The sequence below is a fragment of the Pseudomonas sp. LBUM1674 genome, from assembly GCF_059695635.1.
In genome coordinates, this window is the sequence record NZ_CP166779.1 from 5,906,187 (window position 1) to 5,919,227 (window position 13,041).

General features: G+C 59.2%; 22 protein-coding genes. 6 read left to right on the top strand and 16 right to left on the bottom strand.

What is annotated here, in order from left to right; all coding sequences use genetic code 11:
- Nucleotides 1-5 precede the first annotated feature (5 nt).
- The 14 genes from ACA067_RS27095 to ACA067_RS27160 all read right to left on the bottom strand — a co-directional run bounded on the left by ACA067_RS27095 (nt 6) and on the right by ACA067_RS27160 (nt 7,801).
- Nucleotides 6-146 carry a DUF6890 family protein gene (locus ACA067_RS27095; RefSeq protein WP_191637791.1) on the bottom strand — a complete coding sequence of 47 codons (141 nt, stop codon included), beginning with the start codon at nt 144-146 and terminating at the stop codon, nt 6-8.
- Nucleotides 147-169: 23 nt separating this feature from the next.
- Entirely contained in the window at nt 170-457 is a 288-nt protein-coding gene (locus ACA067_RS27100) for a putative phage tail assembly chaperone (protein ID WP_019407714.1), read from the bottom strand.
- Between the two features lie 43 nt (nt 458-500).
- A complete protein-coding gene (locus tag ACA067_RS27105; protein ID WP_497459296.1) occupies nt 501-968 on the bottom strand; it encodes a lysis system i-spanin subunit Rz in 468 nt (155 codons plus the stop codon).
- Nucleotides 965-1,492: a lysozyme gene (locus ACA067_RS27110; protein WP_497459297.1), complete on the bottom strand. Its 528-nt coding sequence runs from the start codon at nt 1,490-1,492 to the stop codon at nt 965-967. The genes ACA067_RS27105 and ACA067_RS27110 overlap by 4 nt, the downstream gene beginning before the upstream one ends.
- A complete protein-coding gene (locus ACA067_RS27115) occupies nt 1,489-1,695 on the bottom strand; it encodes a hypothetical protein (protein ID WP_247296346.1) in 207 nt (68 codons plus the stop codon). Before ACA067_RS27115 ends, ACA067_RS27110 begins: the two co-directional genes overlap by 4 nt.
- The gene (locus ACA067_RS27120; protein ID WP_247296363.1) at nt 1,692-1,904 is read right to left on the bottom strand and encodes a TraR/DksA C4-type zinc finger protein; all 213 of its coding nucleotides are present in this window, start codon (nt 1,902-1,904) and stop codon (nt 1,692-1,694) included. The genes ACA067_RS27115 and ACA067_RS27120 overlap by 4 nt, the downstream gene beginning before the upstream one ends.
- The gene (locus tag ACA067_RS27125; RefSeq protein ID WP_497459298.1) at nt 1,904-2,356 is read right to left on the bottom strand and encodes a phage protein; all 453 of its coding nucleotides are present in this window, start codon (nt 2,354-2,356) and stop codon (nt 1,904-1,906) included. The genes ACA067_RS27120 and ACA067_RS27125 overlap by 1 nt, the downstream gene beginning before the upstream one ends.
- A 6-nt stretch (nt 2,357-2,362) precedes the next feature.
- Complete coding sequence (locus ACA067_RS27130; protein ID WP_497459299.1) at nt 2,363-3,478, bottom strand: DUF2586 domain-containing protein; 1,116 nt, start codon at nt 3,476-3,478, stop codon at nt 2,363-2,365.
- A gap of 12 nt (nt 3,479-3,490) precedes the next feature.
- Nucleotides 3,491-4,171: a phage virion morphogenesis family protein gene (locus tag ACA067_RS27135; protein WP_247291951.1), complete on the bottom strand. Its 681-nt coding sequence runs from the start codon at nt 4,169-4,171 to the stop codon at nt 3,491-3,493.
- Complete coding sequence (locus tag ACA067_RS27140; protein ID WP_497459300.1) at nt 4,161-4,607, bottom strand: phage tail protein; 447 nt, start codon at nt 4,605-4,607, stop codon at nt 4,161-4,163. Before ACA067_RS27140 ends, ACA067_RS27135 begins: the two co-directional genes overlap by 11 nt.
- A complete protein-coding gene (locus tag ACA067_RS27145) occupies nt 4,604-5,065 on the bottom strand; it encodes a head completion/stabilization protein (protein WP_497459301.1) in 462 nt (153 codons plus the stop codon). Before ACA067_RS27145 ends, ACA067_RS27140 begins: the two co-directional genes overlap by 4 nt.
- Nucleotides 5,066-5,163: 98 nt before the next feature.
- Nucleotides 5,164-5,880, bottom strand: coding sequence for a phage terminase small subunit (gene gpM, locus ACA067_RS27150; protein WP_497459302.1), 717 nt, complete (start codon nt 5,878-5,880; stop codon nt 5,164-5,166).
- Entirely contained in the window at nt 5,880-6,896 is a 1,017-nt protein-coding gene (locus ACA067_RS27155; protein WP_497459303.1) for a phage major capsid protein, P2 family, read from the bottom strand. Before ACA067_RS27155 ends, gpM begins: the two co-directional genes overlap by 1 nt.
- Nucleotides 6,896-7,801 (bottom strand): GPO family capsid scaffolding protein, encoded by a 906-nt coding sequence (locus ACA067_RS27160; protein WP_497459304.1) that lies wholly within the window; start codon nt 7,799-7,801, stop codon nt 6,896-6,898. The genes ACA067_RS27155 and ACA067_RS27160 overlap by 1 nt, the downstream gene beginning before the upstream one ends.
- Nucleotides 7,802-7,964: 163 nt before the next feature.
- On the opposite strand from ACA067_RS27160, the gene ACA067_RS27165 reads away from it, so the two are divergent.
- The 3 genes from ACA067_RS27165 to ACA067_RS27175 all read left to right on the top strand — a co-directional run bounded on the left by ACA067_RS27165 (nt 7,965) and on the right by ACA067_RS27175 (nt 11,147).
- A complete protein-coding gene (locus ACA067_RS27165) occupies nt 7,965-10,034 on the top strand; it encodes a terminase large subunit domain-containing protein (RefSeq protein WP_497459305.1) in 2,070 nt (689 codons plus the stop codon).
- On the top strand, nt 9,946-10,824 hold the full coding sequence (locus ACA067_RS27170) for a phage portal protein (RefSeq protein WP_497459306.1): 879 nt from the start codon (nt 9,946-9,948) through the stop codon (nt 10,822-10,824). The genes ACA067_RS27165 and ACA067_RS27170 overlap by 89 nt, the downstream gene beginning before the upstream one ends.
- Nucleotides 10,825-10,889: 65 nt before the next feature.
- On the top strand, nt 10,890-11,147 hold the full coding sequence (locus ACA067_RS27175) for an Ogr/Delta-like zinc finger protein (RefSeq protein ID WP_497284731.1): 258 nt from the start codon (nt 10,890-10,892) through the stop codon (nt 11,145-11,147).
- Between the two features lie 67 nt (nt 11,148-11,214).
- Here the strand turns inward: ACA067_RS27175 and ACA067_RS27180 are convergent, their stop codons facing one another.
- Both ACA067_RS27180 and ACA067_RS27185 read right to left on the bottom strand, forming a co-directional pair.
- Complete coding sequence (locus tag ACA067_RS27180) at nt 11,215-11,400, bottom strand: hypothetical protein (RefSeq protein ID WP_497459307.1); 186 nt, start codon at nt 11,398-11,400, stop codon at nt 11,215-11,217.
- A 105-nt stretch (nt 11,401-11,505) separates the two neighbouring features.
- The gene (locus ACA067_RS27185; protein ID WP_497459308.1) at nt 11,506-11,874 is read right to left on the bottom strand and encodes a helix-turn-helix domain-containing protein; all 369 of its coding nucleotides are present in this window, start codon (nt 11,872-11,874) and stop codon (nt 11,506-11,508) included.
- Nucleotides 11,875-11,961: 87 nt separating this feature from the next.
- On the opposite strand from ACA067_RS27185, the gene ACA067_RS27190 reads away from it, so the two are divergent.
- Genes ACA067_RS27190 through ACA067_RS27200 form a run of 3 tightly spaced genes read left to right on the top strand, consistent with a single transcriptional unit; the run spans nt 11,962 to nt 13,030 of the window.
- Nucleotides 11,962-12,162, top strand: a complete 201-nt coding sequence (locus tag ACA067_RS27190; RefSeq protein WP_052966984.1) for a DNA-binding protein — start codon at nt 11,962-11,964, stop codon at nt 12,160-12,162.
- A 29-nt stretch (nt 12,163-12,191) separates the two neighbouring features.
- Nucleotides 12,192-12,671: a YmfL family putative regulatory protein gene (locus ACA067_RS27195; protein WP_497459309.1), complete on the top strand. Its 480-nt coding sequence runs from the start codon at nt 12,192-12,194 to the stop codon at nt 12,669-12,671.
- Nucleotides 12,668-13,030 carry a hypothetical protein gene (locus tag ACA067_RS27200; RefSeq protein WP_497459310.1) on the top strand — a complete coding sequence of 121 codons (363 nt, stop codon included), beginning with the start codon at nt 12,668-12,670 and terminating at the stop codon, nt 13,028-13,030. The genes ACA067_RS27195 and ACA067_RS27200 overlap by 4 nt, the downstream gene beginning before the upstream one ends.
- Nucleotides 13,031-13,041 lie beyond the last annotated feature (11 nt).

Below are 13,041 nucleotides of genomic sequence, written 5' to 3' on the forward strand. Positions count from 1 at the left end.
GTTCTCTATCCGTTAAACGCATGGGAAATGCCGTTGGCGACGGCAAATTCCATGCGTTTCCAGTGTTCGTCTTCCAACCACTTGGCCGTGCCCATGTTTTCAATGGTGGGCTCTGCACCAGGTAGCCAGCGGTTGGTCAGGGCCATCAACTGACCCAGGCCGTCTTCCTTTAGGCGCTCAGCGTGGCTGAGCGCTTTTTTACGATGATGTCGATGTCGGGGGCGTACTCCTCGAGCAGCGAGCCCACCAGTTGCATGGTCATGACCGGGTTTTTCAGAAGCTCCTTAAGGGTTGCGCGCTCGTCCTGGTGCACGGTGCCGACCAGAAGGTTGTGCGAGGGCGAGACCTTGTTATTGGCGGTCATGCTGTTGAAGTACTTGGTCACGTCCTGCGGCGTCAGGGTGAAGTTGAATTCCTGCTCGCCCACTTCCAGGGTGATTTCGCGGCGTTCGGTCATGGCTGTTGTTCCAATGGTTCAGGTTTAAAGGGGTCCACAGCGGTTATCGCTGGCAGACCTGGAGAATGTGGTCCTGCAGACCCAGGATCATTTGCCGGCTGAGGGCGAGTTGATCTCTGAGGGTGAAATAATCCGATCGAGCGTCTGCTGCGAGTTCGGCGGTTCCTGCATCAGCCATGCGGCCGGCGCCGGTATCGGTGGGCACTGCGGCTGGGCAGGTGGCTTTGACGAGCAGCCGCTGACTGCCAGCGTCAACAGCGCGCTGCAGGCCAAGGTTCTTGTCTTTCTCATCGTTCAGCTCCTGGGTACGCTGTTGGTCTATTGAGTCGCGGGCGGCCAGCATTTCGCCGCTGATCCTGGCGGCTTCGCGCAGCCCTTTAACCTCAACCTGTGCGCTGTCGCGGTCGCGACGAGCGTCATCGCGCTGATCGGCCACCAGGTCGAAACCGACCCAAGCCAACAACCCGACCAGGAGCATGAAAAGCACCAGGCGCACGGGGGAAATAGTCATTGGCTGCAAAGCCTCGCTTCGTCGCGCCGGCGAGCGTGCAACCCGGGCACGAACACCTTGCGGCCCTTCGTGTCGGTGACATACGCCCAGACCGGGGTTTTGCCATCAGCCGCCCAGGCCAAGGCCTTGCAGCCCTCGGCAATGCGTCCGGCGTTGATCAAGCCCACTGCACGACTGGCGCAGGTGCTGGGCACACCCACGTTGTGGCCATGACTGCTCAGGGCATCAAAAGTGTTCTGGCCGATCTGCTGGTTGGTCAGGCAGTCAGCCAGGGCCAGTTGGCCTTTCTCGATCACCAGCTGCTCCACCTGTTCACAGCGAGCGTCCGACCAGTAGTCGCCGATCACCACCGGATAAGGGCTGGTGTGACGAGTGATGCCTTTGCATACGGTGGGCAGGTCACGGGCCAGCTTGTCGGCATAGACGACGTTCTGGCCGTTGCCCTCCCACTTGCCCAAGAGGCCGACCAAAGAGGCGCTGGCCAGCGCAATGGCGCCGGTGGCGATCTTGGTGCGCAGGTTCATAACTTGCCCTTCCAGTCGCGCAGCATCTGTCGGTACTTGGGGACCAGCAGCACGATCTGCAGCACCATATAAAGCGCGGTCAGCATGTAGGCTACCGCCGACCAATCGACGGCACCTGTCGCACCGGTGGCGGCCACGCCGATGGCGGGCGACGCCTTTACGAACGCAATGGCGGTGTCCTGAGCGGCCTGATTCGTGCTCATCGGCGAGCCTCTTTCTCAAAAATTGACTGGCATGGCACGCAACGCAAGATTCCACCGAGTGCCTGGCGCGCCTTGGGGATCTCGTTGTCACAGTCCAGGCATTCGCTACGGCTTGGCCCGATCGGGCGCGGCTGAGCCAACTGGGCGGCAATCGCCTGGTCTCGTTGGCGTTGCTCCGTGGCCTGGGCGCGATCGAACGGGCAAGTCATCAGCTCAGCCCCTCGATCTCGGCAGCGTCGAGATACGGCACGCCATTGATGTGGACGAAGTCCGGGCTGGTGACGTCGAACGGCACCTTGTGCTTTGACGTCTCCCCGCCTTTGGTATCGATGTTGAGCAGGCTCGATACGCGCAACTTGCAACCGAAGGCCTCCACCCGCAGTTCGTCCACCGGGGTCTTGGCGAAGAACACCACGTCGAACGGTTCCAGTGCCCGGAAACTGCCGGCAGCGCGCGCAGCGTCGATCAACAGGTTGAAGTTGGCAGTGTCGAATTCCATCTCCCCGCCGGCAGCAACGTCGCCGTCTACGTGCCCATTGGGCACACCTTTCGATTGCGCCACGGAGGTGTTGTCGGTGATGTCCAGGGTGCAGGTTTGGACGTGAATCAAGCTGTCGCCCAGGTTCACGTCGAAGTTTTTGCCGCCAATACGTGCAGACATGCGGGATTACTCCGAATCGTCGGTGGAAAGGTCGAGGGCGATGTTGGCCGTCAGATCCTTGGGGCAGTTGTGCGGCCGCAGCGTGATGTAGGCCTCAACCTTGGTCTTGCTCTGCCAGACCAAGACAATGTCGCCGTCCTTGGGTGGCTGAATATCGCCGGGGAACACCTGGCCCGCGAAGGTCACGGACTTGGCCATCGCCCGCAGTGGCGCCATCAGCGCACTGGTGTTGGCAGCCATGCTGTTGGCGGTGTTGTTCAGGCGGCGATCGCCCACGCGCTGGATCAGCAGGATCCGCACCTTGCGCGCCGCCTTGTCAGCCACGCGCAGGTACTCGACCACCTGGTAATCGCTACCCGGGGCATCGAGCAGGTTGGCATCAGCCCAGAACACGCCGGGGTAGTCCGGATAGGTCTGAGTAACCGAAAAGCGCGCAGTGTCCAGCTCGGCACGGATCGCGGACGGTAGTGGGATCGACTCAGCGTCGACCGGAACGGGGCCCAGGCCCAGCACGGCACCGGTGGCCACACGCATGGGGCTGTCGGCGATGCTCACGGCCGCGTTGGCCAGGCGGCCGGCCAGCACGCCCTGGTCGTTGCCGTGCAGCAACGGCACAACGCACACACGCGGTGCGGCGATGCTCTCAGTGATCTGGCGTTGTTCGGTCAGGTATTGGGTCCAGGTCTGCACCAACTGGATGCCGGCCGTGGCCGCGATCACAAAGGCACGACGGCCGTAGGTGTTGTTCAGCGCAATAGCCGCGTCGTGCATGGCGGTCAGTTCGGCGCCGGTGGTCACCGGTTTGGTGATGACGATCGACTCCACCGAATAGCCCTGCTGTTGCGCGTGGGTCAGTGCGTCTTGCCAATTACCCTCGGCCGCGATCGGCGCTGCCAGGCAGGCCCAGCGGTCGCCACCATTGGCACGGGCGGCGGTGATCTGGGTTTTCAGGCTGCTGTCGGGAATGCCCAGCTGGACGTCCAGGTCGCTCTGGGTGTTGAGCGGAATGAGCTGGCCGACGTTTTTGGCGCCTGGCCCGATGAAGAGGAAATAGCGCTCGATCTCGGTCACGGCACCCTGGCCGAGGTTGAGATTGTTGACGCTGACTTTGCCGAGTGCCATGCAGTGCCTCGCTTAGCGGGGTGAGTTGAGGATTTGTTGCAGCACCTGGTTGAGCAGCAGACCGGTGTCGCGCTCGGTGCTTGCGCCGAGGAACTGCCGTTTAGGCAGGGTGATTTCCCAGCTTTGCTTGCCGGTTGATTCGGATTGTTCTTCGCTGAGGATGCGGATCAGCAGCCCGGCTTGGGCGTAGTTCACATGCTCCAGGATCCAGGCCACCGGGGGCCGGCTCAGGCTCTTCTTGCCGGCTTGGCGCACCTTGAAGCCCAACCGACGCAGGCGCTTGGCCTGCTTTTCGGTAGCGGCCAGGCCTTCAGGTACTCGGTTCCAGCGCTTCATCTGGGCAGCGGTGCGCCGTTCGGAGGTGCCGTTATGCTGCTGCGCAGCGACCCAACTGGTCAGCGCATTGCGCCAGCCCAGGACGGCCTGGTCCGGAGTCACGCTGGTGACCTGCAGCAGCTTGCCCAGGCCGGCTTCCATCTTCTTCTTGCCCTTCTCCGGATTCTTGCGAGCTTCGAAGGGTGAGCCGTCCAGGTTCTGCTGGTTGCGGATGTTCTTGCGGCTCATCGTGCGTACGCGCTTGCTGACGTTGTTCAGCAGCCGCCGGCGCAATCGCGGCGGCAGGCTGAGCAATGCCAGTTGCTCACGCACGCCCAGCTGGCCGCGCACGTCCAGGTCAAAGGTGCTACGCGCCATGGGTGACCACCTCGCCCTGCTCCGCGAACCAGAGATCAAACGGGATGAATGACCAGGTGGTGCCGAACGCCTCGATCTCACCGGCTGGATCTTCGGCGAGGTACTGCGGCTCGACGAATTCCAGGGTGATTTCGACGTCGGCCAGGTCCTGGTCGAGCATCTCGATGGCGAACGCCGGCGCAGCCAGGTCTTCATCGCGATCGGGGTCACTGCTGGCCAGCCAACTGCCCAGCAATGCCATCAACCGGCCCGGGTGATCGGCGAAGCGTTCCATGATGATGACGGCCCGATAGCGCATGTCACCCATGTGCAGGCCGGCCACGTCCGGCTTCCAGATCAGCTCCAGGTTCACCTGTTCGGTCCAACTGTCGAGCTGTTCTGGCAGCACAAGCTGACGCTCGATCAAATAGGTGGTTAAGGCGCGAAGCTTGATCACAGGAGCGCCGCCGTAATGCGACCACGGCCCTGCAGCGAACGGACGGCCTGCTGGCTGAACTCGAGAAAGGTCTCTTTGCGTTCCGGTTCTTCCTTGCCCAGGTTCTCGGCGCTTTCGCGGCGAACAACCGAGGCAAATTGCGGCAACAGACTGGCCTTGGCACGGCAATACACGGCGCGCTTGTACGTCGCTGCGTGAAATGTGCGCTCCTGCAGCACCGTAGGGTCAGCAGATTCCACGCTGGCGATGCCTACGCTTTGCCATTGGGATTTGCGTTTGGCCAGGTCTCTATTGACCTCGATCATTGCCGTGGTCAGATCAGTGGCCAGCATGTCTACCAGGTACTCCGCCGGCAGGCGGTAACCCTTCTGAAACTCAGCCAAGGAGAGGTTCGGCCAGAAGCCGTCGTTCTCGATCACTTGTTCCACAAAGGTGGTCGGTTTCCCGGAAAAGCTCATTGCTGGGCACTCGAATAGGGGCGGGAAAACTGTTTCAGTGGGTCAGGCCATAAATGGTTGGCTCACATCCACAGTTTCTCGCCGGGGGGGGTAGTCGGTTATTCGGCGGCTTTTTCAGCCAGTTCTTTAGCCAGTGCCTTGCGAGCACCTTCCAGGCGCGTGCCCACACCGACAGCGGCGTGCAATTCAGTGGCGCGTTCGAAGTGAGTGATGGCCTTCGCCCATTCCTTTGCAGCCATCGCCCGGATGCCAATCAACTTGTGGTACTTGGCCGGGATCTGCTCAGTGAGCTGCCATTCGCCATCTACACGGGGCAGCAGATCGGACAGGTAAGGTTCAGGGCTGCGACCGGCCTTCTGCTCGGCTTCGGCCCACTCGATCACCGCATCTGCGACGAAGGTCGGCACGTCACGCTTGAAGCGCTCGGGCATGGCCTGACCTTGACCCATGACGAAGTTCGCCAGGTCCAACCCCGCTTCGAACTGCACGGTGTCAAACAACCAGACCAGAACCTGCATCACCACCGAGTTCGGGAAACTCAATCCGGAATCGCGGTAGCGCTGTACGTAGTCCAGGTACTTGGGCAGCAGCTCGTCACGCTTGAGCTGCTGACGCAGTTCGCGGCTGTTGATCGCACCAATGCGCTCCAGATCCACAGCCAGGGCGTCTTCCATCAGCTTCAGGTGCTTTTTGCCGTTGGCAGGGCTGGAAAGCGCGGTGGCAGAGGAATACACCACAGCCTCGGTACCGGCCCGTGCAGCGGCGGCTGGGCCTTCGGCTTGAACGCGGCGTTTATGCGCCAGTGCCAGGCTCATCAGACGAGCTCCACTTTTTCAGCCGCGGCGAATTTCTCCAGCTGCTCGATCACGTAGCCTTCGTTACGGCCGTTGTAATCCTCGACGCGGGAGCGTTTTGGGTTCTCGATCAAGTGACGGCGCCAGCTGCTGTCCTGGAAGTAGATCGACAGGTTGTCCCAGCTGGTGACGACCACAGCGTTGACCGGGAAATGCGGCACGGTGAAGGTCGGCAGGCCGCCGTAGGTCGCAATGACCTGGGCACTTTCAATGCGTTCTTTCTCGGTGGGTTTGCCGGCCTGATTGGAATACAGCTTGGCCTTGTCAGCGGCCAGCAGATCGCTGCCCACGATGGCAATCAGGTCGCCGCCGTCACGGAAAACCGAACTGATCATCTGCTTGACGTCGTGCACCAGGGCGTCGAGGTTTTCGTAGTCGCCGCCAGTGCCGAGGGTGATTTTCCCAGCGGTTGCGCCCTCCTCGAGCACCTGCTCCGGGATCTGCTCGCGGGCGATCTGCAGCCAACCCTTGTTCACGTCCTGCAGCATCGGGCTGGTAGCCAGATTGGTCTGGGGCGCAGCTGCAACGCCATGCCAGCCGATCATGATGCGGTCGAGAGCGATTTGTTTCTGCACCGCCGCCGAATAGCGATCGGCGAAGTCTGGGAACTTGGCCCAGCTGTCGATCTTGGCAAACGGCAGACCGACGTCTGATTCCGTGTGGAACAGCTCGTAACCCAGACCGTTCAGGTCCGAAACGTCTTTGGCTTCACGGTCGGTGGTCTTGGTGTTGGTGCGGCTGGTCACCGGACCGGTCACGCCCAACATGACCTTTTCGCCCTTGATCTCCGTCACCGGCACGACGTTGATGCGCTCGAGGAAGTCGGCGCGCTCGGTGATTTTGTCGTTCAGCTCTTGGGCAATGCTCGGCTCGACGTTGAACTGACGCGTCACATCGACGTTGTAGGTCGCAGCGATGGCCACACAGAGAGCGGTGTACTGCAGAACGGCACGATTGGATAGAGATTGCTGGCTCATCACAACACCCGCTTTTTGATTTCAGTGGAACCGGTGATTTTCGGCAGTGGCGAACCGGTCGTGGTGTTGAAGGCTTTTTCCAGCAGCGCTTCGATGCGATCGAGACGCTTGTTCGCGTCGCCATTCTTGGCGAACTCACGATCCGCTTCGGCCTGAGCAACGATGGTGTCGACGGCCGTTTCCACGTCATCGACTTCGGTGGTAACCGGGGCGGTGACCTCACCAGCAGCGGGCTCGACCACGGCGGCAAGGCCGGCGACGACAAGCGAAAGTTGTTCGGTCAAGGCCTTCAGAGCCTTGGCTGTAGCTTCATCCATTGGAGGTTTCTCGGTGGTTGGGGGCGGGGTCGTTTCGGTCGGGGTGTCTTCAACAGCGAAGCGCTTGAACAGGCGGGTTAGCATGTTGGTCAACATGCCAATCTCGCCCTTGGGCTCCTCCTCCCCCAGCTCGCCGAGAGGGACAGACGCGGCGTAATGCACGGGCTCGCCGGTTTTGCGGGAAAAGTAGAGCTCTTGGGTACCTAGGCTCGCCGGCGAATCGGTCACCGCCAGACCTGTGAGGTACGCTTTGCCACTGCCGGCGAAGTTCGGGGTGATCTCGATGCTGGAGAACAGCTTTTCGCCCTGGTCATTGAGGCAGAGCAGCTTGTCGTTGGGCTTGAGCTGGGCTTCCAAACCGACCTGGCCTGGTTCAAGGTCGTCAGCTTCTTCAACCAGGCGTACCGCAAAAACGGTGCCGTAGGATCCAGGCCAACGCTCATGCTCAGACCAGATCACGGCCGTGTATTTGGCGAGGCTGTAGGTCTCAGCGATATCACGCAGTTCCTGGGGAAGGATCTCGCGACCATCAGCAGTGGTGCCGCTGGTGGCGACACGTTTCCAGTACGAAACAAGGGAACGGGGCATGGGCGATAACTGCGCTCAATCGGTGATTTGAGCCGCCACGATAGGCAGCTGCAGGCCCCCAAACAAACGATTGAACTGCGCGTTCCACCTATATTCGACTTATAGGAGGAACGCGGAATTTAACACCGCGTTTACCGCGTTTTCGCCGCATAGACTGCGGCCCATGCTCTATTCAACCGAAGTAAAAGAAGCCGCTAAACGTCTGTTTCTACGCCGCTGTAAGGCGAAGGAAATTCAGGCGCAACTTAACCTGCCCAACATCCGGATCGTCTATTACTGGATTCGCCAAGGCGGTTGGGAAGACATGCTGTCGGATGAAGAACCGCTGACAGCCGTCGGCCGAAGAATCACCCTCCTCCTGGACAAAACCACGTCGCTAACCAAGGGCGACTTGGACGAGCTCGACCGGCTGACCACTGTCCGCGATCGGCTTATCAAGCAATCCGCAAAACCGGTACCGGTACCGGCGCCGATCGGCGATCCGACGGTGGACGATGGCCCGCGCAGAGAAGGACAGCGCTACGAGCGCCGGGAGCGAGGCGATCGCAACGACAAGGGCGGAAAGAAGCGCGAGAAAAAGGCGAAAAACGAAGTCGGCGAACTGACCGAGGTGGACTTTCTCGACAAGTTCATCAGCAAAATGTACGGCTACCAGAAGGAGTTGTTTGCCGCCAAACAGAACCCACTGACGAGCCGAATCCGCAACATCCTCAAAAGCCGCCAGGTGGGCCTGACGTATTACTTCGCCGGCGAAGCGTTCATGGACGCCGTGCTCACCGGTGACAACCAGATCTTCCTGTCGGCCAGCCGCGCCCAGTCCGAGATTTTCCGCAGTTACATCGTGTCGTTCGCTCAAGAGTGGTTCGGCCTGGAGCTGACCGGCAACCCGATCGTGCTCAGCAAAGACGGCAAACCGTGGGCAGAGTTGCGCTTTCTGAGCACCAACAGCAGCACCGCGCAGGGTCACCACGGGCACGTTTATGTGGATGAGTACTTCTGGATTCGCGACTTCGAGAAGCTGAACACCGTCGCCAGTGCCATGGCCACCCACAAGAAGTGGCGTAAAACCTATTTCTCGACCCCCAGCGCCGTGTCGCACCAGGCGTATCCGTTCTGGACCGGCGAGAAGTTTCGCAACAGCAAACGCAAAAACGCCAAGGATCCGTGGCCGAGCGAAGCCCAAGCCGCCGCTGGCTCGCTCTGTCCGGATGGGCAATGGCGCAAGGTCATCACCATCCTCGACGCCATCACCGGCGGTTGCGATCTGTTCGACCTCGAGCAGCTGCAGCTGGAGTACGACGAGGACAAGTTTCAGCAGCTGTTCATGTGCAAGTTCATCGACAGCACGCAGAGTGCCTTTTCCCTAGTCGACCTCGAGCGCTGCTACTCCGACTTGTCGTTGTGGACCGACTACGATCCCGACGACCCGCGTCCCTTCGGCAACAGTCCCGTTTGGATCGGTTACGACCCCAGCCGCACACGCGACGACGCCAGCTGCGTGGTCGTGGCCCCGCCGCTGGAGGATGGCGGCAAGTTCCGGATCCTCGAGAAACACAGTTGGCGTGGGCAATCGTTCAAGTACCAGGCCGACCAGGTCAAGAAGCTCACCGAGCGTTTCAACGTGCAGCACATCGGCATCGACACCACGGGTATCGGTTACGGCGTGTTCGACCTGGTGCGCGATTTCTATCCGCGTGCGACATCAATCCACTACAGCCTCGAGACCAAGAACACTTTGGTGCTCAAGGCGCAGGACACGATTCAGGGTAGTCGCATCGAGTGGGATGCCGGCTGGAACGACATCGCTCAGGCCTTCCTGACCATCAAGCGCGGCACCACTAACGGCGGTCAGGTCACGTACAGCGCGTCCCGCACCGATGCATCCGGTCATGCCGATATCGCCTGGGCGATCATGCACGCCCTGGCCCATGAACCTCTCAACATCAACAAGCAGCGGCGCAGCCGCTACACACTCAGTGGACCAAACACCCATGGGCAAACCAGCAAAAAACCAGCAAGACAAACCGGCCCTCGGGCCCATGCGGGCGTTTTCATTCGGCGCACCGGAACAGGTGCTGACCGAAAACATCGGGCATTACCTGGGCGTGTTTGCCACTCACGACGGGCGCACGTACACGCCTCCGGTGTCCCGCCAAGGCCTGGCCAAGCTTCTGCGCGCCAACGCTCACCACGGCGCCATTCCCGGCTTCAAACGCAACTTGCTGCTGCGTGAGTTCATTGCTTCACCGGGTTGTTCGGTACAGACGATGAGCCGTGCAGGCTTGGATTTTATGGTGTTCGGCGAAGCCTATTTCCGACGCAATCGAAACGCGTTCGGCCAGGTGCTGACGATGGACCACCTACCCACGATCAATATGCGGGTAAGGGTTGGTGGTGGGTTTGTGATGCTGCTGCCGGACGGCAAAAAGGTGGAATTCGAAGAGGATGAAGTCGAGCACGTCATGAACTACGACGTCGAACAGAACATTTACGGGGTGCCCGATTACCTGGGCGGCATGCAAGCGCTGTTACTCAACGAGGCTGCCACCCTCTTTCGCCGGCGCTACTACAGCAACGGCGCGCACGCCGGGTACATCTTCTACACCAACGACCCGAACCTGACTGAAGAGGACGAAGAGTCCTTGCGCGATCAGATCAGCGCGAGCAAGGGCGTGGGCAACTTCCGATCGATGTTCGTGAACATCCCCGGCGGTGCCGAGAAGGCGATTCAGATCATCCCGGTGGGAGATTTCCAGGCGAAGGATGAGCTGGAGAAGGTCAAGAACATCACGCGCAACGACGTGATCGCCGCCTGGCGTATGAACCCTGCACTGGCCGGCATCATCCCGGAAAACAGCGCCGGTTTTGGCGATATCGAAAAGATCGATCGGGTGTACACCAGCAATGAAATTCGCCCGATATGTCAACTTTTCGACCAGGTGAACGATAGCTTACGGACTGATAGGCGAATCGCCTGGAGAGATCCGATTCAGGCAGTGGATTCCGCTGCATCCAGCGCGTAGTGAAGAGATTACCACTACAAATTGTGGCAATATAGTGGCAATTGGCTAACCCTGGGGAGGGACATATGCGAGTTATCTGTAAGTGTGGAAACAAGGGCCGCATCGCTTCGCGGGAACAGTTATCTGAAGACTTTGCCAAGCTTTACTGTCAGTGCCTCGACGCAAAGTGCGGGCACACATGGGTTGCGAATCTGACGTTTTCGCACACGCTGAGCCCATCAGCTCAGTCGTTCGAAAGGATGTTGCTAGACCGCTTTAGAGACATGCCCAAGGCAAAACAACGCGAGCTGTTCGAGCAACTGGGTTCGCAAGCTGTGGCGTGAAGCGCAAATCGCCGACTCAAGGATGTCGGCGATCGGGTACATCGTTTGAGCTATCGACGATCAGAAATCAACTGACTACCGGCTCATCTGGAATCGTCGCCAGGGCTTCGGTAAGACGCCTGAGCTGTTTTCGATCCTCTTCAGTCAACTGACGGTAAAGCCCGACCAGACGACGTTCGATTTTCGAAAGGGTATGCCATTCAAAGTCAACCGCTTGTACATGGCCGTTATCGATTTTTGCTCGATCCAACATGCTCACTACTCCATATAAGTGCATTGCTGAATCGACGTTATCGGGGGAGCGGGAGAAGGCTTTAAAACCGGGGGGCGACGAATGCGTTACATGCTTTTTTACAAGTCAATTCGAGTTCTTTGCTACGTCGTCCGCGATCGCCTGCACGAAGCGGCGCACAGATTTTTGGTCATCGGTCGGCATGCTGCGATAGCGCTTCACCAATACTTCCTCTTCCTCGCTCAACCCTCCTATGGACTCGGGGGTTCGGGCACCTGTGACGACATAGAGAATATCCAGACCTACGGCATGCAAGGCTTTCAAGTAGCCAGTATCTGGACGGCGCTCGTCACGCTCATAGCTCCCTTGTGTGTTCCTGGTGACGCCACCAATTTGAGCCATTTCCTCTTGTTTGAGGCCCAATCGGACCCTTTCTTCGCGCAAGCATTCACCCGCACTGAACTCAAAAACCTCACCAAATGACAATTTTTTCAAACTTTAGCCCCTTTACAGGACAAATAAACTGGTCATAATCAGCGCTGTACGAACACGAACCCACACAAACGCACACGAGCGAACACTATGCCCGCCACCCTTACACCCGAGCAAGCCCGAGAGGCCCTCGATCACAAAGGAATGAGCATTGCGGAGTTCTGCCGCATCCATTCACTGAATAAGAATTTGGTCAGCGACCTTTTGAACGGTCGTAAAAAAGGTCGCCGTGGGGAGGCACATCGCGCCGCAGTGTTGCTAGGTATCAAAGACGGCGTGATTGAACAGTAATGGCAGTGAACCACAGGGAAAAGCAGAACATGAAAAGTTCGGTTCTAAAGACTCGCCGGGAAGTTGTCAGCGCCATTATCTGCAGTTACCCAGGTGGAAGGGAATGCGCTGCAGCGCGCATTGGTTTGGCGCTGAAAAAATTCGACAATCACGCCTACGAAAACAACAACAGTCGCCCGCTATCCGACGCTCAGCTCTACCAGCTGGAGCAGGAAGCCGGCACGCAGCATTTACCCAACTACGTTGCGGCAATGTACGGCGGTTTGTTTGTTCCGGTGGCAGATCCGGAAAGCCTGGACAATGTCGAGATGTACACCCTTTCGGTGAACGTTGCGGCCAAGCGCGGATGTGTTGACCAAGAAATCGCAAAAGCGTTGGCGGACGGTTGCATTTCCGAGACCGAAGCCGAACACATCCTCAATGCCCACAACTTGCACATGGCAGCACGTCACGCCGAAGTGCTGGCAGCCATCGACCTGTACCGCAACAAATCAGGGGGTGCCCAATGAACAACGTTCCCAAAGATATGGATTATCAGGACACCATTCGCGCAGCCGCATTGGCGTTCCTCGAACGTCACCAGGGCGAGCACTTGGGCGATCTGGGGCAGTTTCTTTCCCGGACAGTCAATCATCTGGTCGAAAGCCTCGGAGTCAAAGAGTCTCTTGCTACGCACCTGGTGCACCACGCCTATACCGACCTCCAGACTATCAACTCACGTCAACGGATCGACCGGAAGGCAAGCAATGAATACACCGTCGTGATTACTGATCCCATTCGTGGTTGCTCTTGGTCAGTGCACGCCTACTTGATCTACGAACACCTGATTGCTGCCGGCCACGGCACACGCCTCACCCCCGCTACCTAAAACCCCTTTAC

Coding starts and splice junctions, on each gene's coding strand:
- ACA067_RS27145 (WP_497459301.1), bottom strand. CDS start 5,065: ATGAGCTTTTCCGGGAAACCGACCACCTTTGTGGAACAAGTGATCGAG.
- ACA067_RS27195 (WP_497459309.1), top strand. CDS start 12,192: ATGAAAAGTTCGGTTCTAAAGACTCGCCGGGAAGTTGTCAGCGCCATT.
- ACA067_RS27115 (WP_247296346.1), bottom strand. CDS start 1,695: ATGAGCACGAATCAGGCCGCTCAGGACACCGCCATTGCGTTCGTAAAG.
- ACA067_RS27105 (WP_497459296.1), bottom strand. CDS start 968: ATGACTATTTCCCCCGTGCGCCTGGTGCTTTTCATGCTCCTGGTCGGG.
- ACA067_RS27110 (WP_497459297.1), bottom strand. CDS start 1,492: ATGAACCTGCGCACCAAGATCGCCACCGGCGCCATTGCGCTGGCCAGC.
- ACA067_RS27180 (WP_497459307.1), bottom strand. CDS start 11,400: ATGTTGGATCGAGCAAAAATCGATAACGGCCATGTACAAGCGGTTGAC.
- ACA067_RS27190 (WP_052966984.1), top strand. CDS start 11,962: ATGCCCGCCACCCTTACACCCGAGCAAGCCCGAGAGGCCCTCGATCAC.
- ACA067_RS27125 (WP_497459298.1), bottom strand. CDS start 2,356: ATGTCTGCACGTATTGGCGGCAAAAACTTCGACGTGAACCTGGGCGAC.
- ACA067_RS27130 (WP_497459299.1), bottom strand. CDS start 3,478: ATGGCACTCGGCAAAGTCAGCGTCAACAATCTCAACCTCGGCCAGGGT.
- ACA067_RS27120 (WP_247296363.1), bottom strand. CDS start 1,904: ATGACTTGCCCGTTCGATCGCGCCCAGGCCACGGAGCAACGCCAACGA.
- ACA067_RS27160 (WP_497459304.1), bottom strand. CDS start 7,801: ATGCCCCGTTCCCTTGTTTCGTACTGGAAACGTGTCGCCACCAGCGGC.
- ACA067_RS27100 (WP_019407714.1), bottom strand. CDS start 457: ATGACCGAACGCCGCGAAATCACCCTGGAAGTGGGCGAGCAGGAATTC.
- ACA067_RS27200 (WP_497459310.1), top strand. CDS start 12,668: ATGAACAACGTTCCCAAAGATATGGATTATCAGGACACCATTCGCGCA.
- ACA067_RS27165 (WP_497459305.1), top strand. CDS start 7,965: ATGCTCTATTCAACCGAAGTAAAAGAAGCCGCTAAACGTCTGTTTCTA.
- ACA067_RS27155 (WP_497459303.1), bottom strand. CDS start 6,896: ATGAGCCAGCAATCTCTATCCAATCGTGCCGTTCTGCAGTACACCGCT.
- gpM (WP_497459302.1), bottom strand. CDS start 5,880: ATGAGCCTGGCACTGGCGCATAAACGCCGCGTTCAAGCCGAAGGCCCA.
- ACA067_RS27095 (WP_191637791.1), bottom strand. CDS start 146: ATGGCCCTGACCAACCGCTGGCTACCTGGTGCAGAGCCCACCATTGAA.
- ACA067_RS27135 (WP_247291951.1), bottom strand. CDS start 4,171: ATGGCGCGTAGCACCTTTGACCTGGACGTGCGCGGCCAGCTGGGCGTG.
- ACA067_RS27175 (WP_497284731.1), top strand. CDS start 10,890: ATGCGAGTTATCTGTAAGTGTGGAAACAAGGGCCGCATCGCTTCGCGG.